18 protein-coding genes are annotated in these 22,779 nt (G+C 67.2%); 8 read left to right on the top strand and 10 right to left on the bottom strand.

Translation table 11 applies throughout. From position 1 onward, the window contains the following. Positions 1-12: 12 nt before the first annotated feature. Both OSH07_RS11115 and OSH07_RS11120 read right to left on the bottom strand, forming a co-directional pair. Positions 13-1,545, bottom strand: a complete 1,533-nt coding sequence (locus tag OSH07_RS11115) for a UxaA family hydrolase (protein ID WP_266338717.1) — start codon at positions 1,543-1,545, stop codon at positions 13-15. Positions 1,546-1,691: 146 nt separating this feature from the next. Continuing rightward, positions 1,692-2,612, bottom strand: coding sequence for a ribokinase (locus tag OSH07_RS11120; protein WP_266338718.1), 921 nt, complete (start codon positions 2,610-2,612; stop codon positions 1,692-1,694). A gap of 533 nt (positions 2,613-3,145) precedes the next feature. On the opposite strand from OSH07_RS11120, the gene OSH07_RS11125 reads away from it, so the two are divergent. The 3 genes from OSH07_RS11125 (at position 3,146) to pyc (ending at position 10,534) form a co-directional block, all read left to right on the top strand. Then, positions 3,146-4,732: an OpgD/OpgG family glucan biosynthesis protein gene (locus OSH07_RS11125; protein WP_266338719.1), complete on the top strand. Its 1,587-nt coding sequence runs from the start codon at positions 3,146-3,148 to the stop codon at positions 4,730-4,732. After that, the gene (gene mdoH, locus OSH07_RS11130; protein ID WP_266338720.1) at positions 4,720-6,921 is read left to right on the top strand and encodes a glucans biosynthesis glucosyltransferase MdoH; all 2,202 of its coding nucleotides are present in this window, start codon (positions 4,720-4,722) and stop codon (positions 6,919-6,921) included. Before OSH07_RS11125 ends, mdoH begins: the two co-directional genes overlap by 13 nt. Before the next feature lie 172 nt (positions 6,922-7,093). Continuing rightward, the gene (gene pyc / locus OSH07_RS11135; RefSeq protein WP_266338721.1) at positions 7,094-10,534 is read left to right on the top strand and encodes a pyruvate carboxylase; all 3,441 of its coding nucleotides are present in this window, start codon (positions 7,094-7,096) and stop codon (positions 10,532-10,534) included. A gap of 94 nt (positions 10,535-10,628) precedes the next feature. Here pyc and OSH07_RS11140 read toward each other — a convergent pair whose 3' ends face one another. The 5 genes from OSH07_RS11140 to OSH07_RS11160 form a co-directional block, all read right to left on the bottom strand. Beyond that, complete coding sequence (locus OSH07_RS11140) at positions 10,629-12,023, bottom strand: extensin family protein (protein WP_266338722.1); 1,395 nt, start codon at positions 12,021-12,023, stop codon at positions 10,629-10,631. Positions 12,024-12,105: 82 nt separating this feature from the next. Then, entirely contained in the window at positions 12,106-13,044 is a 939-nt protein-coding gene (locus OSH07_RS11145; protein WP_266338723.1) for a Gfo/Idh/MocA family protein, read from the bottom strand. A 99-nt stretch (positions 13,045-13,143) separates the two neighbouring features. After that, positions 13,144-13,632 carry a GNAT family N-acetyltransferase gene (locus OSH07_RS11150; RefSeq protein WP_266338724.1) on the bottom strand — a complete coding sequence of 163 codons (489 nt, stop codon included), beginning with the start codon at positions 13,630-13,632 and terminating at the stop codon, positions 13,144-13,146. Further along, on the bottom strand, positions 13,629-14,657 hold the full coding sequence (locus tag OSH07_RS11155; RefSeq protein ID WP_266338725.1) for a patatin-like phospholipase family protein: 1,029 nt from the start codon (positions 14,655-14,657) through the stop codon (positions 13,629-13,631). Before OSH07_RS11155 ends, OSH07_RS11150 begins: the two co-directional genes overlap by 4 nt. After that, positions 14,654-15,451: a 3-hydroxybutyrate dehydrogenase gene (locus OSH07_RS11160; protein WP_266338726.1), complete on the bottom strand. Its 798-nt coding sequence runs from the start codon at positions 15,449-15,451 to the stop codon at positions 14,654-14,656. Before OSH07_RS11160 ends, OSH07_RS11155 begins: the two co-directional genes overlap by 4 nt. A 183-nt stretch (positions 15,452-15,634) precedes the next feature. On the opposite strand from OSH07_RS11160, the gene OSH07_RS11165 reads away from it, so the two are divergent. The 3 genes from OSH07_RS11165 (at position 15,635) to OSH07_RS11175 (ending at position 18,540) form a co-directional block, all read left to right on the top strand. Continuing rightward, complete coding sequence (locus tag OSH07_RS11165) at positions 15,635-16,162, top strand: Fur family transcriptional regulator (RefSeq protein ID WP_266338727.1); 528 nt, start codon at positions 15,635-15,637, stop codon at positions 16,160-16,162. A 188-nt stretch (positions 16,163-16,350) separates the two neighbouring features. Further along, the gene (ispG, locus tag OSH07_RS11170; protein ID WP_266339075.1) at positions 16,351-17,637 is read left to right on the top strand and encodes a flavodoxin-dependent (E)-4-hydroxy-3-methylbut-2-enyl-diphosphate synthase; all 1,287 of its coding nucleotides are present in this window, start codon (positions 16,351-16,353) and stop codon (positions 17,635-17,637) included. Between the two features lie 102 nt (positions 17,638-17,739). After that, on the top strand, positions 17,740-18,540 hold the full coding sequence (locus OSH07_RS11175) for an META domain-containing protein (RefSeq protein ID WP_266338728.1): 801 nt from the start codon (positions 17,740-17,742) through the stop codon (positions 18,538-18,540). Between the two features lie 48 nt (positions 18,541-18,588). Here OSH07_RS11175 and OSH07_RS11180 read toward each other — a convergent pair whose 3' ends face one another. From OSH07_RS11180 to OSH07_RS11190, 3 genes are all read right to left on the bottom strand, one after another. Beyond that, complete coding sequence (locus OSH07_RS11180; RefSeq protein ID WP_420909625.1) at positions 18,589-19,479, bottom strand: polyprenyl synthetase family protein; 891 nt, start codon at positions 19,477-19,479, stop codon at positions 18,589-18,591. A gap of 258 nt (positions 19,480-19,737) precedes the next feature. Continuing rightward, positions 19,738-20,265, bottom strand: a complete 528-nt coding sequence (gene ahpD, locus OSH07_RS11185) for an alkylhydroperoxidase, AhpD family (protein ID WP_266338729.1) — start codon at positions 20,263-20,265, stop codon at positions 19,738-19,740. Positions 20,266-20,412: 147 nt separating this feature from the next. Further along, entirely contained in the window at positions 20,413-20,964 is a 552-nt protein-coding gene (locus OSH07_RS11190; protein ID WP_266338730.1) for a peroxiredoxin, read from the bottom strand. A gap of 184 nt (positions 20,965-21,148) precedes the next feature. Between OSH07_RS11190 and OSH07_RS11195 the strand changes: the two genes are divergently transcribed. Together OSH07_RS11195 and mtgA are read left to right on the top strand one after the other, a co-directional pair. Continuing rightward, positions 21,149-22,081: a hydrogen peroxide-inducible genes activator gene (locus OSH07_RS11195; protein ID WP_266338731.1), complete on the top strand. Its 933-nt coding sequence runs from the start codon at positions 21,149-21,151 to the stop codon at positions 22,079-22,081. Beyond that, the gene (gene mtgA / locus OSH07_RS11200; protein ID WP_266338732.1) at positions 22,078-22,779 is read left to right on the top strand and encodes a monofunctional biosynthetic peptidoglycan transglycosylase; all 702 of its coding nucleotides are present in this window, start codon (positions 22,078-22,080) and stop codon (positions 22,777-22,779) included. The genes OSH07_RS11195 and mtgA overlap by 4 nt, the downstream gene beginning before the upstream one ends.

Consider the following 22,779-nt stretch of genomic DNA (forward strand, 5'->3'; position numbering starts at 1 on the left):
TAAGGCCGGGCCTTACATCACGGCGCCGATCTGCCACGGCACGAATTCCGCGTCGCCATAGCCGAGGTCTTCCGACTTCGAATGCTTGCCGGACGCGACCGCGACGATCTCGTCGAAGATCTCCTGGCCCTTCTCCTCGATCGACACGCCATCCAGCACGTCGCCGCAATTGATGTCCATGTCATCGATCATGCGGGTGTAGACGTCGGAATTGGTCGCGAGCTTGATCGACGGGGTCGGCTTGTAGCCGGCGGCCGAGCCACGGCCCGTGGTGAACACGATCATGTTGGCGCCGGAAGCGATCTGGCCGGTGACGGCGGCCGGGTCATAGCCCGGGCTGTCCATGTAGACGAAGCCATGCGTATCGACCGGCTCGGCATACTTGTAGACGCCGCGCAGCGTCGAGGTGCCGCCCTTGGCGGCGGCGCCGAGCGACTTCTCGAGAATCGTCGTCAGGCCACCCAGCTTGTTGCCCGGCGACGGGTTGTTGTTCATCTCGCCCTGGTTGCGCTCGGTATAATCTTCCCACCACTTGATCAGGCCGACCAGCTTCTCGCCGACCTCGCGGTTGGCGGCGCGGCGGGTGAGCAGGTGCTCGGCGCCGTAGATCTCCGGCGTCTCCGACAGGATGGTCGTGCCGCCATGGCGGACGAGAATATCCGAGGCATGGCCGAGCGCCGGGTTGGCGGTGATGCCGGAATAGCCGTCCGAGCCGCCGCACTGCAGGCCGACCATGATCTCGGAGACCGGGGTCGCCTGGCGCCGGTAGGCGTTGGCGGCCGGCAGCATCTCCTTGATCGTGGCGATACCGGTCTCGATCGTCTTGCGCGTGCCGCCCGTGTCCTGGATCGTCATGGTGCGGAAGCCGTCATGCTCGACCAGATTGTACTGCTTCATCAGCCGCGGAATCTGGAACACTTCGCAGCCGAGACCGACGACGAGCACGCCGGCGAGGTTCGGATGCGCGGCATAGCCCCACTGCGTGCGCTCCAGCGTGTCGTAGCCCTCGCCCGAACCGCCCATGCCACAGCCGGTGCCGTGCACGAAGGAGACGACGCCGTCGACGTTCGGATAGTCCTTGAGGATATCCGAGCGATTGAAGGCGTCGGCGATGTAGCGGGCGACGGTCGCCGAGCAGTTCACGCTGGTCAGGATGCCGATGTAGTTGCGCGTGCCGACCTTGCCGTTCGGACGGTGGAAGCCGTCGAAATGACGGCGCTCGGCGAGCGGCAGCAGGCCGTCGTCATGCGCGCCCTCGGCGAACTGGTAGTCGCGGTCGAACTCGGACATGCCGCAATTGTGCTCGTGCACCCACTCGCCCGGCGCGATCGGCGCCTTGGCGAAGCCGATGATCTGGCCGAACTTCAGGACCGGGGCGCCTTCGGCGATGCCGGTGACGGCGATCTTGTGGCCTTTGGGCACGCGCTGGCTGGCGGTCACGCCCTCCACGACCGACCCCGGCATGATGGTGTCGATGGCGACGCGGACATTGTCCGTGCCGTTCAGGCGCAGGGTACGGGGTTGTGCAGCGGTGGTGACGCTCATCGATGATCTCGGAATAGAGGGCTACGGCACGACCGGAAACCGCGCGCAGGCGCAGGCCGGATGCGACTCAGATTGGTTTTCAGATGAATATGATATTCACCAGTGATCAGTCTTGTCAGTCGTCATACATCAGCCCCGTCCCGCTGTCACGGAAAAGCGGGATCGTCGATCAGCGACAATTCGATCGCCTCCCGCAGGGGGAAGCTGGGCTGCGCGCCCGGCTTGGCACAGGCAAGCGAACCGGCCACGGCGGCCCGGCGCATCGCGGTCGCGAGGTCGGCGCCCTCGTCGAGCAGCGCCGCCAGCACGCCGCAGAACGTGTCGCCAGCGCCGGTGGTGTCGACCGGCACGACCTTCAGCGCCGGCACGCTGATGGTGTCCGCCTCGGTGGTGGCGGCGACGGCGCCATCCGGGCCGAGGGTCGCGATCACCGTGCGCTTCAACTCCCCGGCCAGCCGGCTGACCGTCTCGGCGCCGGTCGATCCGGGGCTAAGGCCGAGATGCCGGGCGAGGTCTCCCGCCTCGGTCTCGTTCACGAGGATCATGTCGATATCGGCGAAGGCCTCGCGCTCCACCGGCAGGAAGGGCGCGATCGAGAGCACGACGCGCGCGCCGGCGGCCTTGGCGAGGCGAGCGGCGGCGAGCGTCTGCTCGAACGGCACTTCCATCTGCAGCAGAAGCGTGTCGCCGACGCCGACCGAGCCCGGCGCGATGTCATCGGCGGAAAGCTTCGCATTGGCGCCCGGCGACAGCACGATGGTGTTCTCGGCATGGTCATCGACGGTGATCACCGCCATGCCGGTCGTGTTGCCCCGGCGCTGGACGCCGGTCAGGTCGACGCCGCCGGCGTCGAGCTCGGCGAGCGCGGTCGCGGCCATGTCGTCATTGCCAACCGCGCCGATCATACGGACATTCGCGCCCGCGCGCCGCGCCGCCAACGCCTGATTGGCGCCCTTGCCGCCGGGGATCAGCTGGTATTCGGATCCGGGCACCGTCTCGCCCGGGCGCGGCAGGCGCGCGGTCCGGCTGACGAGATCGATATTGATGGAACCGAAAACCGTGATCATGACTGCTTCCTCAGCGGAGGTTTCTTTTGGTGTTGTGCACTCGAATCGAATGCAATCTGGGTCGAATGGGCCCGGGCCGAACGCACTTCGGCCGATGAGCGCCGCAGAGAATGCCTAGGCGCGACGACGCGCACAAGTAGCCGCACAGGTTGCAGGCGCGCCCGCGCTTCCTGGCCCGTCGTCCCCCAGCGGCACCCCCCGGGAAAAAATGGCTTCAAATATGATCGCAGGCGACCTCCGGCGACGTTCCGCATTCTCGAAAACGCGGCTAAGCTATGTGGGATTTGACGGGAATCATGGCGTCGGGGAACGCGACATTGTCGGACTTGAGCAACCAACCGGAAGGTGGGAATCCGCTCCGGATCCGCACCTTTGTCGCGACAGGGCCATGGCGGACGGAAGCCTTCGGCCCTATAGGGAGCCAACGACCTCCGCAGCCGGTTCGGCTGCGGCAAACGGGCCGTGTTAATTTCACCACAGTTCGACCCTAAGTTCGGGTAACCACTCCGGTTTTCCGAGAAAACAGACAGAAAATGACTGAGACTCCGTTCAAGATCTCGCGGCGACGCCTGCTCGCATCGGCCGGCGCCTTTGTCGCCGCCGCTGCCATCGGCAACCTGTACCCGGTCGAGGCCATGGCGCAGGCGAACAACGTCGCCGCGTCGCTTGCGACGGACGGTCCCTTCACCCGGTCGACCGTGGCGGAAATCGCGCGCCGCCTGTCGCGGGTGCCGTTCGCCGCGCCGACCTCGCGCCTGCCGGACGTACTGCAGAACCTGACCTACGACCAGTATCGCGACATCCGCTTCAAGCCGTCGGCTTCGGTCTGGGCCGATGACGGCCTGCCGTTCAAGCTGCAGCTCTTCCATCCCGGGTTCTACTACAAGGAGCCGATCGAGGTCGCGATCGTCAAGGAAGGCCAGGCCAAGCACCTGCCCTACTCGACCAACATGTTCGATTTCGGCCCGCTGGTGCCGAAGGGCATCCCCGACGTCGACATGGGCTTCGCCGGAATCCGGGTGCACGGCCCGATCAACAATCCCAACTATTTCGACGAAATCCTCGTCTTCCAGGGCGCCAGCTATTTCCGCGCGATCGGCCGCGGCCAGGTCTACGGCATCTCCGCGCGCGGCCTCGCCATCAAGACGGCCGAGCCCGAGGGCGAGGAATTCCCGATCTTCCGCGCCTTCTGGGTCGAGACCCCGATCAAGGAAGGCGAGACCATCGTCCTGCACGCGCTGCTCGACAGCCCGAGCGCGTCCGGCGCCTATCGCTTCACGATCCGGCCCGGCTATCCCACCACCATGGATGTCGAGGCGACCCTGTTCCCGCGCGTCGATCTCACCAAGGTCGGCCTGGCGCCGGGCACCAGCATGTATTTCTTCGGCTCGAACGACCGCATCGGCGTCGACGACTTCCGCCCCGAAGTGCACGATTCCGATGGCCTGCTGATGGTCAATGGCCGCGGCGAACGGCTGTGGCGGCCGATCTCCAATCCGACGACGCTACAGATCAGCGCCTTCGTCGACGCCGGCCCGCGCGGCTTCGGCCTGATGCAGCGCAACCGCGTCTTCGACAATTACGAGGATCTCGAGGCCTCCTACGAGGCGCGGCCGAGCCTCTGGGTCGAGCCGGTCGGCGACTGGGGCCAGGGCGCCGTCACGCTGGTCGAGATCCCGACCAATTCCGAGGTGCACGACAACATCGTCGCCTACTGGCAGCCGAAGGACGTCATCGCTGCAGGCACCGAATACGCCTTCGCCTATCGCTTGTCCTGGGGCGGCGACCCGGCCTATGCGCCGGGCGGCATGGTCGTGGCCGGCACCCGCATCGGCCGCGCCCAGTCGGATGGCGACAATCCCAATCGCCGCTTTGTGATCGACTTTTTCCCGCCGCAGGCGTTGGAAGGCCAGCCGGCGAAGGAACCGAAGGCGACGGTCACCACATCCAGGGGTAAGATCAGCAATGTCGTGCTGATCCCCAACCCGAAGCTGGGTGAAGGATGGCGCGTCAATTTCGAACTCGACCCGGAAGACGCGACCCTCGTGGAGTTGAGGGTCGTGCTGCAGTTCCCGGATGAGCGGCCAGCGGAGACCTGGGTCTATCGATGGACGGCGTGATCGCTTTCCCTGCCGTGGAAACGGCCCAGCCGGCGGATCTGCCGCCGCCGGCCTCCCGCGTCCCGGGGGACGAGGCGACGGCCCATCCGACGCGCGGCACGCCGCCGGAGACGCCTTCGGACATGCCGACCCAGTCGCTCTGGCGCTTTCGCCGGCGCGACCGGCGCAAATTCGTCGATCCGCGCCGCTCGCGCTCGTCCTGGATCCGCCGCATCGGCATCCTCGGCAGTGCGTTCCTGCTCGCCGCCGTCGCCGTCTTCGAGATGGAGCAGGTGCTGATCGTCGGCGGCCTGACGCCGATCGAGATCGCCGTGCTGGTGCTGTTTGCGCTGAATTTCGGCTGGATCGCGCTCGCCTTCACCAGTGCGATCGCGGGCTATGGCGTCGTCATGGCCCGGCGATACCGCCAGAAGCGTACCCCGCCAGGCCCGCTCGGCGGCAGGACGGCCATGCTGATGCCGACCTACAACGAAGACCCGTCGCGGGTCTTCGCCGCAGTCGAGGCCATGGCGGTCGGGCTCGACGAACTGCACCAGGGACCCGCCTTCGACTGGTTCATCCTCTCCGACACCACCGATCCCGACGTGGCGCTGGCGGAGGAAGCGGCGCTGCTCGCGCTGCGCGGCCGCCTCGGCGACCGGGCCAGGATCTATTATCGTCGCCGCCGCAAGAACGTCGCCCGCAAGTCCGGCAACGTCGCCGATTTCTGCACCCGCTGGGGCGCCGCCTACGACCACATGCTGGTGCTCGACGCCGACAGCCTGATCGCCCCGGAGACGATCGTGGAGCTGGCGCGCCGGATGGAGGAAGACCCCGATGCGGGCCTGATCCAGACCATCCCGGCCCTCGTCAACGGCACCACCATCGTCGCCCGGCTGCAGCAGTTCGCCGGCCGCGTCTACGGCCCGGTCGTCGGCGCCGGCCTCGCCTTCTGGACCGGCTCCGAGGGCAACTACTGGGGCCACAACGCCATCATCCGCACGCGCGCCTTCATGGAGGCCGCGGGCCTGCCCCACCTGCCCGGCAAGCCGCCCTTCGGCGGCCACATCCTCAGTCATGATTTCGTCGAGGCGGCGCTGCTGCGCCGTGCCGGCTGGACGGTACGGATCGCCGAGGACCTCGCCGGCTCCTATGAAGAAAGCCCGCCCTCGCTGATCGACCTCGCCGTGCGCGACCGGCGCTGGTGCCAGGGCAATCTGCAGCACACGCTGGTGTTGCCGGCGCGCGGTCTGCACTGGGTCAGCCGCATCCACCTTTTGACCGGAATCGGCTCCTATCTCGCCTCGCCTCTGTGGCTGATGCTGATCCTCGCGGGCCTGGCGCTGTCGCTGCAGGCGCATTTCATCCGCCCGGAATATTTCACCGAGGAGTTCCAGCTCTTCCCGACCTGGCCGGTCATCGACGCCGAGCGCGCCCTGCGCCTGTTCGGCCTCACCATGGTGATCCTGTTCGGCCCGAAGCTGCTCGGCCTGATCTCCTTCCTGCGCACGCGCGACGATCGCCGCAAGGTCGGCGGATTCCGCACCATTGCGAGCTTCGTGTTCGAGATCATCGTCTCGGCGCTCATCGCCCCGATCATGATGCTGGTCCATACGGGCGCCATCCTGTCGATCCTGCTCGGCCGCGATTCCGGCTGGAAGCCGCAGCGCCGCGACGATGGCGGCGTGCCGATCAAGTCGCTGATCGTCCGCCATCGCTGGCATTTCCTGATCGGCGTCGCGCTGCTGTTCGCCGCCTGGCTCGATTCGCTCGTGCTCGTCGCGTGGATGTCGCCGGCGATCCTCGGCCTGCTTCTGGTCGTGCCGGTCTCCGGCATGACCGGCTCCAACACGATCGGCCGCTTCATCCGCCGGATCGGACTGCTGCGCACGCCGGAGGAAGTCGACCCGCCGGCGGTCGCGATCGCCGCCGCTGCGGCGCGCCCGGTCTATGAGCAGGCGGTCGCCGAAGCGCCGGATCTCGTCGCGATCGCCCGCGACGAGAACCTGCGCGCCGTCCACCTCGCCCTGACCGATGCGGTACCGCCGCGGCCGCGCGGCAAGATCGATCCGCTGGAAGCGCAGGCGATTGCCAAGATCGAGGAAGCCGGCACGATCGAGGAAGCGGTGTCGTTCATGACGCCGGCCGAGCGCGCCATGGTGATGGCGACGCCGACTTTGCTGCGACGGCTGAGTTCGATCCCCGCCTAGGCGCACTGGAAGTCTTCTCAGGCGGCTTTGTTTTCCGCCGCCTGAGAATGCCATGCCGCCGCCGCGCTGCAGCGCAAAACTCCGGTCTTTTCGCAACCGCACAAACCTAGTAATCATTCCCCCAGCAGCCTCGTCGGCAGCGACGATGCCCGGCCAATGTTTGGGGGAATACGTGACCATCAAGAAAATCCTGGTCGCCAACCGGTCCGAAATCGCCATTCGCGTGTTCCGCGCGGCGAACGAACTGGGCATCACAACCGTTGCGATCTTCGCCGAGGAAGACAAACTCGCGCTGCACCGTTTCAAGGCCGACGAAGCCTATCAGGTCGGCAAGGGCCTCGGCCCGATCGAAGCCTATCTGAACATCGCCGACATCATCCGCATCGCCCGCGAGGCGAAGGTCGACGCCATCCATCCCGGCTACGGCCTGCTGTCGGAGAGCCCCGAATTCGCCGAAGCCTGCCGCGAGGCCGGCATCATCTTCATCGGCCCGTCGCCCGACACGATGCGCATGCTCGGCAACAAGGTCGCCGCGCGCAATCTGGCGATCTCGGCCGGCGTGCCGGTCATGCCGGCAACGGCCCCTCTGCCGGACGACGTCGAGACCATCAAGGCCGAAGCCGCCCGCATCGGCTATCCGCTGATGCTGAAGGCCTCCTGGGGCGGCGGCGGACGCGGCATGCGCGTCATCCGCGACGAGGAGACCCTGCTCAAGGACGCGGTCACCGCCCGGCGCGAGGCCAAGGCCGCCTTCGGCAAGGACGAGATCTATCTCGAGAAGCTGGTCGAGCGCGCCCGTCACGTCGAGGTGCAGATCCTCGGCGACCAGCACGGCAACATCGTCCATCTCTATGAGCGCGACTGCTCCGTGCAGCGCCGCCACCAGAAGGTGGTCGAGCGCGCGCCGGCGCCTTACCTCTCCGAGGCCGAGCGCAAGGAACTGACCGATTACGGCGTCAAGATCGCCACCGCGTCCGATTATTACGGCGCCGGCACGGTCGAGTTCCTGATGGATGCCGACACCGGCAAGTTCTACTTCATCGAGGTCAATCCGCGCATCCAGGTCGAGCACACCGTCACCGAGCAGGTGACCGGCATCGACATCGTCAAGGCGCAGATCCACATCGCCGAGGGCGCCGCCATCGGCACGCCGGAATCGGGCGTGCCGAAGCAGGCCGACATCCGCCTGAACGGCCATGCCCTGCAGTGCCGCATCACGACGGAAGACCCCGAGCAGAACTTCATCCCCGACTACGGCCGCATCACCGCCTATCGCGAGGCATCCGGCTTCGGCATCCGCCTCGACGGCGGCACCGCCTATTCGGGCGCGGTGATCACGCGCTTCTACGACCCGCTGCTGGAGAAGATCACCGCCTGGGCGCCGACGCCGCAGGAAGCGATCTCGCGCATGGACCGCGCGCTGCGCGAGTTCCGCATCCGCGGCGTGGCGACCAACCTGACCTTCGTCGCCAACATCATCAACCACCCGCAGTTCCGCGACAATTCCTATACGACCCGCTTCATCGACACGACGCCGGAGCTGTTCTCGGCCGTGCGCCGGCGCGACCGCGCGACCAAGCTGCTGAACTACATCGCCGACGTCACCGTCAACGGCCATCCCGAGACGCGCGGCCGCGTCAAGCCGAAGGCCGACGCGCTCGCCAAGGTGATCCCGCAATACGCGGCCGACCCCGCGCCCGGCACCAAGCAGTATCTCGACGCCCACGGCCCCGAGGCGCTCGCCAGGTGGATGCGCGCGGAGAAGCGCGTGCTCGTCACCGACACGACGATGCGCGACGCGCACCAGTCGCTGCTCGCCACCCGCATGCGCACGCATGACATCGTCGGCATCGCCGACGCTTACGCACGGGGCCTTCCCGGGCTTCTCAGCCTCGAATGCTGGGGCGGCGCCACCTTCGACGTCTCCATGCGCTTCCTGACGGAAGATCCGTGGGAGCGGCTCGCCATGGTGCGCGAGCGGGCGCCGAACATCCTGCTGCAGATGCTGCTGCGCGGCGCCAACGGCGTCGGCTACACCAACTACGCCGACAACGTCGTCAAGTTCTTCGTCAAGCAGGCGGCCGCCGGCGGCGTCGACCTGTTCCGCGTGTTCGACTGCCTGAACTGGGTCGAGAACATGCGCGTCTCGATGGACGCGGTGCGCGAGGAGGGCAAGGTCCTCGAGGCGGCGATCTGCTACACCGGCGACATCCTCGATCCCGACCGCGCCAAGTACGACCTGAAATACTATGTCGGCCTCGCCAAGGACCTGGAAAAGGCCGGCGCGCATGTGATCGGCCTCAAGGACATGGCCGGCCTGCTGAAGCCGGCGGCCGCCAAGAAGCTGGTCGCGACGCTGCGCGAAGAGACCGATCTGCCGATCCACCTGCACACGCACGACACGTCGGGCATCTCGGCGGCGACCGTGCTGGCCGCCGTCGAAGCCGGCGTCGATGCCGTCGACGCGGCAATGGACGCGCTCTCCGGCCTGACCTCCCAGCCCTGCCTCGGCTCCGTCGTCGAGGCGCTGAAGGGCTCGGAGCGCGACACCGGCCTCGACACCGACGCGATCCGCAAGATCTCGTTCTACTGGGAAGCGGTGCGCGGCCAGTACGCCGCCTTCGAAAGCGACCTGAAGGCCGGCGCCTCGGAAGTCTATCTGCACGAGATGCCGGGCGGCCAGTTCACCAACCTGAAGGAACAGGCCCGCTCGCTCGGCCTCGACACGCGCTGGCACGAGGTCGCGCAGGCCTACGCCGACGTCAACAAGATGTTCGGCGACATCGTCAAGGTGACGCCGTCGTCGAAGGTCGTCGGCGACATGGCGCTGATGATGGTGTCGCAGAACCTTTCCGTCGCGGATGTCGAGAACCCGGCGAAGGACATCGCCTTCCCTGATTCCGTCGTGCAGATGATGCGCGGCGACCTCGGCCAGCCGCCGGGCGGCTGGCCGGAAGGCATCCAGAAGAAGGCACTGAAGGGCGAGACGCCGTCGACCGCGCGCCCGGGCTCGCTGATCGCCGCCGCCGACCTCGAGGCCGAGCGCAAGGCGGCCAAGGACAAGGTCGGGAATGGCGACATCGACGACTTCCAGCTCGCCTCCTACCTGATGTACCCGAAGGTCTTCACCGACTTCGCCAAGGGCCAGCAGACCTGGGGACCGACCAGCGTGCTGCCGACACCGGTCTATTTCTACGGCCTGCCGATCGGCGAAGAGATCCTGGTCGAGCTCGAGAAGGGCAAGACCATGGTGATCCGGATGCAGGCGATCGGCGACGCCGACGAGGAAGGCCTGATCCGGGTCTTCTTCGAGCTGAACGGCCAGCCGCGCGTCATCAAGGTGCCGGATCGCGCCAATGCCGGCTCGGTCGTCGCCAAGCGCAAGGCCGAGGACGGCAATCCGAACCATGTCGCGGCGCCGATGCCGGGCGTCGTCTCGACGCTCGCCGTCAAAGCAGGCCAGACGGTCAAGGCCGGCGACGTGCTGCTGTCGATCGAGGCGATGAAGATGGAAACCGCCATCCACGCCGACCGCGACGGCACCATCGCCGAGGTCCTGGTCCACGCCGGCAGCCAGATCGACGCCAAGGATCTCCTGGTGGTGTTCGGCTAAGCCATTTCGGGACGCGGTTGTCTGCGATCGCGTCCCGGTTTCTCGACTTGCCTTGCGGGACGCGCGTGCGGACTGCCTGGCGTTTGCTGAACGCTCAGTGACAATACTTCTTCCCGCCGCCCTTGCCGCGCTGGCGCAGGTCGAGGTGGTAGTGGTCCTCGTGATAGCCGTCAGAACCCGGCCCGAGCACCGTATTGAACTTGTCGCAGGCGGAGACGCGCGCCGCCTTCAGGAAGCTGTCTTCCTTCTCCGTGCGGCCCTCGGTCTTCTTCACCGTTACCCACCGCCCGTTCACCTGGAAGGCGGCGATATCGACCGCATTCAGGAAGGCATGCTCGGACAGCATGGCGGTGGCGATCTGGTTGCGACCGCGGCACGAATAGGAATCGGCGACGCGGAGCGCCGTGACCCGGCCACCGAGCGTCGCCTCGGCCGAGGGCTGGATGTCCTCATCGACCCAATGGGCGAGCGTCGTCGCCATGGCGCAATTGATCTTGGCGGCCGGCTCGAGATCGACCTTGCCGCCTTCGAGCGCCGTCACGTCGAACGGATCCGGTCCGCCGCACTGGCCGGCCTCGATCGCCGGCAGCGCCTTCGCCGAAATCTTCAGCCCGCTCAACAGCGCCTTGCAGGCGGCAAGTTCCGGCAGTGCCGGAATGATCCGCGGCGCCAGCGCCGCCAGCATGATTTCCGGCTTTCGGCGCGGCATCGGAAGCGACGATGGCGGCGGCGCCTCGGCGACGAGCGATTTCTCCTCTGTGGGATGGTCGATCGGCTTGGTATCGGTCGGAGCGAGCGCCGCCTGCTTCTCCGGCGGCGGCAACCGGTCGCCCTTCTTCAGGCTGCCGTCATCGTTCCGCCCCTCGGCCGGCGTCGGCTTCAACAGCGTCGGCAGCACAGGCGGCGCGAAGGCCAGTTGCTCCTCGGTCGGCGGATCGGCCGGAACGGCGCCCGCAAGCGCCGAAGCCGCCGCAAGGGCGCCTGCGGCCAGCGCCGGATCGGCCGGCACCGGCACAGTCCGCACCGTGCCGACAGTCGCCTCGGCAGGAGCCGGGATGGCGATCAGCCCGGCCGCCTTCCGCTCCTCCGCCGGCTTTTCTCGTGGCAGAGGAGTCGCGGTAGCGACTGCCGGAGGCACGGCAACAGATCTATCGGTATCGACTGACTCGGCCCCGTCGGCCGGCCGGCGAGTGGGCAACGGGGTATCGACCGGCGCGGCGGGACCCGTCGGGCTCTCGACGGCCGGAGCGATCGCGGATTTCGCCGGCAGAGAGGCGGGCATCGCCTTGTGCGGCTTCCGCTTGGCCGGCTTCCTCGCCGAGGAGCCGTCCACCTTCGGAATGACCTTCTGAAACAGTTCGTCGGCCGTAATCGCGCGCGCCTCGAACGGCGCCGCGCCGACAAGCAGGGCGGCCAGAAGGCCGCCCATGCCGAACGTCAGTACCCGCAATCCTGCCATCGCCGTACCCGTCCGCTTTGCGATCAACATTCGCCTCTCGTTCCGATGCTGACGAGAGGCAACGCAATCCATTGGCGTTCCGTTCCGGCGGGCGTCGCGGGACGCCCTCGCCCTACCAGACGAAGGCCTCCGTTTCCTCGCGCCGCCCGACCAGCATCGCGTCCGCTACCAGGCGAAGCGGCGCGCCGTCGACATCGCTCTGACCCGACGCCAGCAGATCGGCGAAACGGGCGTAGATCCGCTCATATTCCTCGCTCGGCGCCTCGACGGCGAGCTTGCCGTCGACGTCGAGCGCCGCGCCGCCCTTGTAGAGACGCAGCTTCCTGCCATTGGCGGTCTCGATCGTCATGTGCCACTTCTCGTCGCCCTGCTCGCGCCAGTCAAAATCGGCGGTCAGCGCCGGCTGCGACGCCACGGCGCTGCCGAAGACGAGCTTGGCGGCGATCGGCGTCTGCCGGTTTTCCGGATAGGTCAGGGTCGCCGACTTTACGAAGGGGGCGAAGGGCAGGATCTTGACGAAGATCGAGAGCGCGTTGATGCCGGGATCGAAGACGCCGAAACCGCCGGGCTCGAATACCCAGTCCTGGCCAGGGTGCCACTTCTTGACGTCCTCGCGCCACTCGATCTTGACCGAGCCGACGCCATGGGTCGCGAGCAGCGCCTTCGCCTCGTCGACGGCCGGGTTGAACTGCGAATGCCAGGTGGCGAACAGAACCTTGCCCTGCGCCTTGGCGAACGCCTTCAGATCCTCGAATTCGGCCATGGTGGCCGCCGGTGGCTTTTCGAGCAGCACATGCTTGCCGGCGGCGAGCGCCTCACGGGCGATGGCGTGGCGCACGTCCGGCGGCGTGTTGACCGAGACGATGCCGATCTCCGGCATCGCCGCATAAAGTTCCGCCGCCGTCTTGAAACTCGGCACGCCGTTATGGCTGAGCCCGCGCTGGCTGACGACCGCCGCGACCTCGAAATCGGCGCCCTTGTCGATCACCGGCAGATGCTGGTCCTGCGTGATCTTGCCGAGCCCGATGATCGCGATTTTATGCTTGGCCATGTATTTCCGCCCTAGTGGTCTTGTTGGCTGTTGAACCGGTTATCCGCGATCTAACACGATGCGGCGGCGGACCGCAAAAGGACCCGCCCGGCGGCGAGTTCAGAGAACCTTGCCTGCCCCTTCGGCATCGAGATGCCGAATGAAGATCGCAAGATTATGCGGGCCGACGCCGCGCTCCACTTCCGTCCAGCCGCGACGGGCGTAGTAGGCGCTCTTTTCCGGCACGGCGCAGAGATAGATGCGATCGAAGCCGAGCGCGCGCGCTTCGTCGACGATCCGCTTCGACAGCGCCTCGCCCATGCCCTGCATGCGCTCTTCCGGCTCGACCCAGAGCGCAGCCAGCCAGGGCGTGTATTGCGGCCGTTCCTCGACGTCGCTGTCGATCAGGATGGCTGAGCCGACGAAATCATCGCCCCGATGCGCGACGACGCCGAGCGGCACGGCATCGGTCTTGAACTCGCGCAGATGGCCAAGCAGCGTCGCGAGCGGTTCGCCAGCCTCGCGCCACCAGGCGTGCCACATGCGGTCGGCGACGGTGCCGATGAATTCCGGCCGCGCGGCGAGATTGGAGAAGGTTACGTCGGTCACTGGAACTGCGCCCTCAAGTCCACGGTATCGCGCACGCCTATATCGTCGAAATGAGCCTGAAGCCATTCCCCGGCCGCCTCACGGCCAGCGGCATGGAGTTCCTCGAAGAAGGCGCGCGACGTATCGAACTTGGTCGAGGCGCTGAAATTCTCCAGGGCTTTGCCGGCGTCGACGCGATGGACTCGGCTGCGACGATAGACGCCGGGATCGAGCCGGCCCTGGTCGAGCATCCGGTTGACGAAGTCGATGGCTCGGAATTCGCGCAGCAGCGAGGCGTTGAACGTGATCTCGCTCATCCGCTCGAGGATCTCCTTGGCCGAGGTCGGCACCGTTGTACGCTCGATCGGGTTGATCTGGACGAGCAGAATGTCGCTCGACTTCGTCTCGGTGAAGAAAGGGAAAAGGGCGGGGTTTCCCGTGAAACCGCCGTCCCAATAAGGCTCGCCATCGACCTCGACGGTCTGGAACAGATAGGGCAGGCAGGCCGAGGCCATCACGGCATCGGCAGTGATGGCGCCATCTGAAAACACCTTGATCTTGCCGGTCTTTACCGCCGTCGCGGAGATGAAGAGCCTTGGCGCGGCGCAGGCGCGGACCCGCTCGAAATCCACCATCTCGACGACGATCTCGCGCAGCGGGTTGATGTTCATCGGGTTGAAGCCGTAGGGCGACGAGAAATTCGTCATCGCCTCGATCATGCGGAAGGGCTGCATCGCTGGCATCCGCCACGCCCCCATCCAGGCGCCGATGAAATCGCGCGCCGAGGCGCCGGCCCGGCCTGCGGCACTGACCCGCATCCAGAACTCGTGCAGGCGGGCGCGCGCGCCCGCCGCGCCATCACGCGCCATTCCGTCGGCGAGCGCCACGGCGTTCAGCGCGCCGGCGCTGGTGCCGGAAATGCCCTCGAAGCGGAGCCGGCCATCCTCGAGCAGCCTGTCGAGCACGCCCCAGGTGAAGGCGCCATGGGCGCCGCCACCCTGCAGGCCGAGATTGATCGTCTTCCGCCCCGTGGCCGGCGTGCTCATGCCGCCGTCCAGCCGCCGTCGATCGACTGCAGCGAACCGGTGATCGAGCGGGCGGCCTCCGTCGTCAGGAACAGCGCCAGCGCCGCCACCTCCTCGACCTTCACGAACTCCTTGGTCGGCTGCGCCGCGAGGATGACGTCCTTCTTCACCTGCTCCTCGGTCATGCCGCGCGCCACCGCGGTCGCCGGAATCTGCTTCTCCACGAGCGGCGTCCAGACATAGCCTGGGCAGATGGCGTTGACGGTGATGCCGTGCTCGGCGGTCTCCAGCGCCACCGTCTTGGTGACGCCGGCGATGCCGTGCTTCGCCGCGACATAGGCGACCTTGAAGGGCGAGGCGACCAGCGCATGCGCCGAGGCGGTCGAGATGATGCGACCCCATCCCTTCCGCCGCATCGCCGGCAAGGCGAGGCGGATGGCGTGGAAGGCGGCGGACAGGTTCAGGGCGATGATCAGGTTCCATTTGTCGATCGGAAACTCGTCGATCGGCGCGACATGCTGGACGCCGGCATTGTTGACCAGCACGTCGACGGCGCCGAATTCCTTCTCGACATCGCCGATCATCGCCGCGATCTCGTCCTCGCGGGTCATGTCGGCGGCGGAGTAGCGGACCTCGACGCCGAACTCGGCCGCGAGGTCTGCGCGCAGCTTCTCGATCGCCACCGCATCGCCGAAACCGTTCAGCACCAGATGCGCGCCGGCGCCGGCCATGGCCCGCGCCATGCCGAGGCCGATGCCGGATGTCGATCCTGTCACCAGCGCGACCTTGTCCTTGAGGTGACCGTCCTTCGCCATGAATTCGTCTCCGGGATGAATGATAAGGGGTGAGAACCGACCCAATCGACCATATATTGCAGCGCAACAGCAAGGGAAGGCGGCGCCGATGTCGCGCCCCGCTCGGTCTTGCAGGCGATCCGTGCTAGAACGCGGCGCAGCGGACCCGCAACGGCTGCCTTGGGCCATGCGCATGAGGATTGGATGACGAGCGGAGCAAAGCACGGAACCGGCGAGATCATGCTCGAACACCGCGACCATGACCACGACCATTGCGCGCGCGATGCGATCGCCCATGCCGAGGCGATCTCCGCCGCCGAGGGACTGCGCTTCACCGAGCAGCGCCGCAAGGTTCTGGCGGCGCTCGCCGAAAGCCACGTTCCCGCCAGCGCCTATGAGGTGATCGACCGCCTTGCCGCCGACGGTCCACGCCCGGCGCCGGTCTCCGTCTACCGGGCGCTGGAGTTCCTGGTCGAGCACGGCTTCGCGCACCGGATCGAGAGCCGCAACGCCTATATCGCCTGCTCGCGCGGGCCGGAGGGGCACGACAAGCCCGGCCATGGCGCGGCGACCGTGTTCCTGCTCTGCGAGAACTGCGGGGCCGCCGGCGAGGCGTCCTCCGCCGCGCTGACCGAAGCGCTCGCTGCCGTGACGCAGGCGGCCGGCTTCGCGCCGAGCGCCCCGATCATCGAAATCCGCGGCCTCTGCGCCCGCTGCCGCAAGGCGGGGTAGCGCAATGTCGCGGCACGGGCTGATGTCTCGCGATATCGCGCCCCTTCACCTCTCCCTGAGGAAGACGTCGACGACGAAGTCGGCGGGTGAGGGCTTACGCCCTCTCCGGAAACGCCGTAAACCCTCAACCGGCCCTGTCGGGCCGACCTCTCCCTCGGGGAGAGGTGAAAGTCATGACTGAGCCCGCCATGAACGCTCCCGCCGATCTGCCCTCCGAATCCCTCGCCGGTCCGCTTGCGCGCCGACGCGCCGTATCCGTCCGCGTCGGCAAGGTGCGCGTCGGCGGCGATGCGCCGGTCGTCGTGCAGTCGATGACCAACACCGACACCGCCGACATCGACGCGACGGTGGCGCAGGTCGCGGCGCTCGCCCGCGCCGGCTCGGAACTGGTCCGCATCACCGTCGACCGCGACGAGGCGGCGGCGGCCGTGCCCTTCATCAAGGAAAAGCTTCTCGCCAGGCGGATCAACGTGCCGCTGATCGGCGACTTCCACTATATCGGCCACAAGCTCCTGACCGATCACCCGGCCTGCGCCGAGGCGCTCGACAAATACCGCATCAATCCCGGCAATGTCGGCTTCGGCGAGAAGCGCGACCGCCAGTTCGCGACCCTGATCGAGCTCGCGATCCGGTACGACAAGCCGGTGCGCATCGGCGTCAACTGGGGCTCGCTCGACCAGGACCTTTTGACCCGGCTGATGGACGAGAACGCTGCCTCCGCCACGCCGATCTCCGCCGCGGCCGTGATGCGCGAGGCGATCTGCCAGTCGGCCATCCTGTCGGCCAAGCTCGCCGAGTCGATCGGCCTGCCGCGCGACAAGATCATCCTGTCGGCCAAGGTCTCGAACGTGCAGGACCTGATCGCCGTCTATCGCGATCTCGCCCGCCGCTCCGACCATTGCCTGCATCTCGGCCTGACCGAGGCCGGCATGGGCACCAAGGGCATCGTCGCCTCGTCCGCCGCCATGGGCATCCTGCTGCAGGAAGGCATCGGCGACACCATCCGCGTCTCGCTGACGCCGGAGCCGAACGGCGACCGCACCCGCGAGGTGCAGGTGGCGCAGGAACTGCTGCAGACCATGGGGTTCCGTGCCTTCCTGCCGATTGTCGCCGCCTGCCCCGGCTGCGGCCGCACGACGTCGACGGTGTTCCAGGAACTGGCAAGCCGCATCCAGGAAGACATCCGCACCTCGATGCCAGTCTGGCGCGAGCGCTATCCGGGCGTCGAGGCGCTGAAGGTCGCGGTGATGGGCTGCATCGTCAACGGCCCCGGCGAATCGAAGCATGCCGACATCGGCATCTCGCTCCCCGGCACCGGCGAGACGCCGGCGGCCCCGGTCTTCATCGACGGCAAGAAGGCGGTGACCTTGCGCGGCCCGCAGATCGCCGACGACTTCCGCAAGCTGGTCGATGACTACATCGAAAAGCGGTTTGGGCTCGGCCACAAGGCGGAGTCGCCGGAAGCGGCGGAGTAGGCCGAAGCTGGCGCCATAGCCACGCGTCATTTTCTCCCCGTTTACGGGTGCTTCCGTAACGACTAGATCTTTGTCATCCGCTGGTTCTGACGAGGATCGATCGTGGTCAACATTCTGCCGATGCGCCTGTTGTTTGCCGTCGCCATTCTGGCCGCCCCGAGCGTGGCGCTGGCGCGGCCGCTCGACGGATCGGTCACCTATCGCGAGCGCATCGCCCTCGACCCGAAAGTGGCCGTCACCGTCAGCCTGGTCGATGTCTCGCATGCCGACCGGCCGGCCAAGCTGATCGCCAAGCAGCGCATTCGCCCGCGCGGCCGCCAGGTGCCGATCGATTTCCGCCTTCACTACGCGCCCGCCAAGATCAAGCCGGGCCACCGCTACCAGTTGCAGGCCCGGATCGACCTCGGCGACGACCTGCTGTTCATCAACAAGGAGGCCGTTCCCGTCGACCCCCTCGCCACCAAGGGACCGGTGACGATCCTGGTGCAGCGGATGGCCGACAAGGACGCACCCGCCAAGGTGCAGGTCAAGGATAAGGTCGCGGCGCCGTCCGGCCCGGCAGCCCCGCTGAAGGGCACGGAATGGCTGGCCGAGGACATCGGCGGCAGCAGCGTGCTCGACATCGTGCAGTCGACGCTGGTGATCGAGGGCGGCGGCCGCATCTCCGGCTCCGGCGGCTGCAACCGCTATTTCGGCACGGCCACCGTCGAGGGCGGCAAGATCAAGATCGGCCCGCTCGGCGCGACGCAGATGGCCTGCGTACCGGCGCAGATGGAACAGGAGCGGAAATTCCTCGACGCGCTCGGCGCCACCAAGGGCTTCCGCCTCGACGACGGCAAGCTGATCCTGCTCGACGCCGGCGGCAAGCCGCTGATGCGTCTCATCAAGAACACCAAGGCCTGAACCATCAGGACCTGAGGAAAGCGGGCCGGCGTTGCCGGCCCTTTTCGGTCACGCCTCGCGAATGGCGACGAAACGGGCCGCCTCGGCCAGCGTCACGGCACGCGCGCCGAACGGCGCCAGCAATTCTTCCGCCTCGGCGACGAGACCGTCGAGCATGGCGCGCACCGGCGTCACACCATAAAGCCCGACCAGCGTCCCCTTGCCGCGCGAAGAGTCCTTGCCGGTCGCCTTGCCGAGCGCTTCCGCCGTCGCCGTCTCGTCGAGAATGTCGTCGGCAAGCTGGAAGGCGAGGCCGATGACCTCGCCGAACCGGCGGATACGGTCGCGGTCTTCCGCCGTGGCGCGGCCGAGGATGGCGCCCGCCTCGCAGGAGAAGCGGATCAGCGCACCGGTCTTCATCGCCTGCAGGCGGCGGATCGCCGCCTCGTCCGGCGTGTCCTTCTCGGCCTGCAGGTCGAGCATCTGGCCGCCGGCCATGCCGCCGAGGCCGGAGGCGCGGGCAAGGCCGAGCACGAGATCGGAACGGACCTGCGGATCGGCATCGGTCGCCGGATCGGCCAGGAGATCGAAGGCGAGCGTCTGCAGCGCGTCGCCGGCGAGGATCGCCGTCGCCTCGTCGAAGGCGCGGTGCACCGTCGGCCGGCCGCGGCGCAGGTCGTCGTCATCCATCGCCGGCAGGTCGTCATGCACGAGGCTGTAGGCATGCAGGCATTCGAGCGCCGCGCCGACACGGAGCGCGCTTTCGCCATTCGCCTCGAACAGGCGCGCCGTCTCGACCGCCAGGAAGGCCCGGAGCCGCTTGCCCCCGCCGAGCGTCGCATGGCGCATCGCCTCGATCAGGCGCACCGGCCGAGCGATCTCGCCCTCGCGCGGATTGGAGCCGAGCACGCGATCGAGCACGCGTTCGATCGCCGTCGCCGCGCCGGACAGGCGCGCCAGAAACTCATCGTCAAGCAGAACCAAGATTGCCTCATCAAAACGCCGGGGTGCCGGAAGCCTTGCCGCGACTTCGAGGGGCGCGTCAAGCGCGGGCGTGCATCCCGCTCGCCGGAAGCCGCCTCTCCGCGTCGAGCCCCAGCAACCAGCGAGACTAGAGACGGCCGCGTCAGTGTCGCCGACGCGGCCGTTTCGAGGCGTGAGCCGATGTCAGGACACGGCCCGCCGGGCCGACGAACCGGAACCGGCGAGAGTGCGCGCTCAGGCCGCCTCGGCGGCCTCGAGCGACACGGCGACCGACTGGATGATGGCGGCGAAGCGGACGGAAGCCTGGATGACCTCGGCCGAGACATTCGCCTTGCGCAGCACCGCCTCGTGGCTGTCCATGCACATGCCACAGCCATTGATGGCCGAGACGGCGAGCGACCAGAGCTCGAAATCGACCTTGTCGACGCCGGGATTGCCGATCACGTTCATGCGCAGCTTCGCCGGCATGGTGCGGTATTCGGCGTTCGAGACGAGATGGCTGAAGCGGTAGTAGACGTTGTTCATCGCCATGATCGACGCCGCCGACTTCGCCGCCGCCAGCACGGCCGGGGAAAGATGCGGCGCGGCCTCGGCCTCCAGTGCGGCCTTCACCTCCGGATTGCGGGTGGCGATGCCGCAGGCGACGATCAGGCCGTACTTCTGCTGCGGCGTCAGCGTCTCGTCGGAAGCGAGCGTCGACAGATTGAGGCGGACATCCTTGGCGAAATCCGGGATCCGGGACTTCAGCGAATCGATCGACATGTCAGACTTTCAAGGCAAGGCGCCTCGAAGACCCTGGGCCCGTGCGAAGCGCGGTAGAAGACGGGAAACGGAAGCGGACGGGCGTCCGGAAGCATAAGGGGCGTTCCGGGCCGGCGCTTCTGCGCGCCCCGGAACGCCCGTAGTGCCTTAGGCGGCCAGCGTGGCGCCGCCGACTTCACGGTTGCACGGGCACAGTTCGTCGGTCTGCAGCGCGTCGAGGACGCGCAGCGTGTCCTTCGGGTTGCGGCCGACGTTCAGGTTGGTCGCGTAGCTGTGCTGGATCGTGCCTTCCGGGTCGACGATGTAGGTGACGCGGTAGGCGACGCCGTCCGGCGAACGGACGCCGAGGCCGTCGACCAGCGAACCATTGGTGTCGGCGAAGTTCCAGATCGGCAGCTTGTCGAGATCCTTGTGATCGCGGCGCCAGGCCAGCTTCACGAACTCGTTGTCGGTCGAACCGCCGAGCACGACGGCATCGCGATCCTCGAAGTCACCGGCCAGGCGAGCAAACTCGGCGATCTCGGTCGGGCAGACGAAGGTAAAATCCTTCGGGTAGAAGAAGATCACCTTCCACTTGCCCGGGAAGCTTTTCTCGGTCAGCGTCTCGAAAGCGCTCTCGCCGTTCTCTTCGTGGCTGTTGAAGCCGGGCTTCACGCCGGTCACGGAAAATTCGGGCAGCTTGTCGCCAATGCCGAGCATCTTACTCTCCTGTCACGATGGGGATCGTGTTGTGATATTTTGCAGTGCAGCCAGACCAACGGAATCGCCGCTGCATGTGCGAATGGATCCCACGCAGGCGTCGTTCGGTCAAATCGTAATAACCGAAGATTGGCATCGGAAATCCCGATTGCCGCCCCTGCAACCTGCGGCTATAGCAAGCCGCATGCTGCTGCCCACGCTCCGCCAGATGCAATATTTCGTCGCGCTCGCCGAAACCGGATCGTTCAGCCGGGCGGCTCAGGCGTGCCACGTCACCCAGTCGACGCTCTCAGACGCCATCCGGCAGCTGGAAGAGACCATCGGCGTCTCGCTGATCGACCGCTCCAACCGGACGGTGGTGCTGACGGCGGCCGGCGAGGACACGGTGCGGCGGATGAAGGCGCTCCTGGTCGACGCGCGCGAGATGGTCGATGCCGCGCGCTCGACCGAGGCGCCGCTCTCCGGCCGCATCCGGCTCGGCGTCATCCCGTCGATCGCGCCCTATTTCCTGCCGCGCACGCTGCCGGAACTGCGCCGCGCCTATCCGCAATTGCGGCTGCATCTGCGCGAAGACCTGACGCGCACCCTGCTCGAGGACCTGCGCGCCGGCCGGCTCGACATCTGCCTGATCGCCTTCCCCGTCCAGACGGAGGGGCTCGAAACGGAGATCATCGCCGAGGACAGCCTGTTGCTCGCCGTCGATGCCGGTCACGCGCTGGCCGGCCGTGAGACGGTGCGGCGCGAGGAGCTCGCCGACGAGACGCTGCTGCTGCTGGAGGATGGCCATTGCCTGCGCGACCATATCCGCGCCGTGGCGCCCGGTCTCGCCGACAAGCAGAACGAGGACATCCGCGCCTCGAGCCTGACCACGCTGGTTCACATGGTCGATAACCAGCTCGGCATCACCTTCCTGCCGCGCATCGCCGTCGAGGCCGGCATCCTGTCTGGAACCGACATCCGCCTCTCCGAGCTCGACGGCCAGCCGGCGCGTCGCTCGCTCGGCCTGGTGTGGCGCAAGGGATCGAGCCGGGAGCGCGATTTCCACCTGCTCGCCGGCTTCCTGCGCCAGTTCGCCATCGAGCCCGTCCGCGACCGAGCTGCATTGGATCCCGCATGACCCTAAGAGTGCCGGCCGCCCTCTCCCGACCGTTCGAAGGCCGCAAGGGCCTGATCGCAGGTATCGCCAAAGTGTTCGCCATCATCGTCGCCCTGCCGCTCATCCTGACGCCGATCTACGCCTTCGTGCCGCCGGTCTCGACGCTGATGCTGTGGTCGGGCATCACCGGACAGGGCATGAAGCGCGACTGGGTGCCGTTCGACGAGATCTCGCCGAACCTGGTCAACTCGGTGATCATGTCGGAGGATGGCCAGTTCTGCTCGCATTGGGGCGTCGACTGGAACGCGCTCAACGCGGTGCTCGACCGCGCCGGCGGCCCGTCGCGCGGCGCCAGCACCATCGCCATGCAGACGGTGAAGAACCTGTTCCTGTGGTCGTCGCGGTCCTACATACGCAAGGGGCTGGAGATTCCCCTCGCCTATTACGCCGATTTCATCCTGTCGAAGCGGCGGGTGCTGGAGATCTATCTGAACATCGCCGAGTGGGGCCCGGGCCTGTTCGGCGCCGAGGCGGCCTCGCAGTATTATTTCAACAAGCCGGCCGCCAAGCTGACGCCGCGCCAGGCCGCCCTGCTGACGGCGGCGCTGCCGAACCCGATCACCCGCAATCCGGCCAAGCCGACGCGCTATCTGAACAACCGCGCCCGCAACATCGAGGCGCGCGCCCGCGCCGCGCGCGACTATGTCGGCTGCCTGTAG

The organism is Kaistia nematophila (genome assembly GCF_026343855.1).
Lineage (GTDB): Bacteria > Pseudomonadota > Alphaproteobacteria > Rhizobiales > Kaistiaceae > Kaistia > Kaistia nematophila.

Excerpts from the sequence above, each read along its gene's own strand:
- OSH07_RS11115 (WP_266338717.1), bottom strand. The coding sequence starts at position 1,545 with ATGAGCGTCACCACCGCTGCACAACCCCGTACCCTGCGCCTGAACGGC.
- mdoH (WP_266338720.1), top strand. The coding sequence starts at position 4,720 with ATGGACGGCGTGATCGCTTTCCCTGCCGTGGAAACGGCCCAGCCGGCG.
- mtgA (WP_266338732.1), top strand. The coding sequence starts at position 22,078 with ATGACCCTAAGAGTGCCGGCCGCCCTCTCCCGACCGTTCGAAGGCCGC.
- OSH07_RS11120 (WP_266338718.1), bottom strand. The coding sequence starts at position 2,612 with ATGATCACGGTTTTCGGTTCCATCAATATCGATCTCGTCAGCCGGACC.
- OSH07_RS11165 (WP_266338727.1), top strand. The coding sequence starts at position 15,635 with ATGACGAGCGGAGCAAAGCACGGAACCGGCGAGATCATGCTCGAACAC.
- OSH07_RS11155 (WP_266338725.1), bottom strand. The coding sequence starts at position 14,657 with ATGAGCACGCCGGCCACGGGGCGGAAGACGATCAATCTCGGCCTGCAG.
- OSH07_RS11145 (WP_266338723.1), bottom strand. The coding sequence starts at position 13,044 with ATGGCCAAGCATAAAATCGCGATCATCGGGCTCGGCAAGATCACGCAG.
- OSH07_RS11190 (WP_266338730.1), bottom strand. The coding sequence starts at position 20,964 with ATGCTCGGCATTGGCGACAAGCTGCCCGAATTTTCCGTGACCGGCGTG.
- OSH07_RS11160 (WP_266338726.1), bottom strand. The coding sequence starts at position 15,451 with ATGGCGAAGGACGGTCACCTCAAGGACAAGGTCGCGCTGGTGACAGGA.
- ispG (WP_266339075.1), top strand. The coding sequence starts at position 16,351 with ATGAACGCTCCCGCCGATCTGCCCTCCGAATCCCTCGCCGGTCCGCTT.
- OSH07_RS11140 (WP_266338722.1), bottom strand. The coding sequence starts at position 12,023 with ATGTTGATCGCAAAGCGGACGGGTACGGCGATGGCAGGATTGCGGGTA.
- OSH07_RS11195 (WP_266338731.1), top strand. The coding sequence starts at position 21,149 with ATGCTGCTGCCCACGCTCCGCCAGATGCAATATTTCGTCGCGCTCGCC.
- OSH07_RS11125 (WP_266338719.1), top strand. The coding sequence starts at position 3,146 with ATGACTGAGACTCCGTTCAAGATCTCGCGGCGACGCCTGCTCGCATCG.
- ahpD (WP_266338729.1), bottom strand. The coding sequence starts at position 20,265 with ATGTCGATCGATTCGCTGAAGTCCCGGATCCCGGATTTCGCCAAGGAT.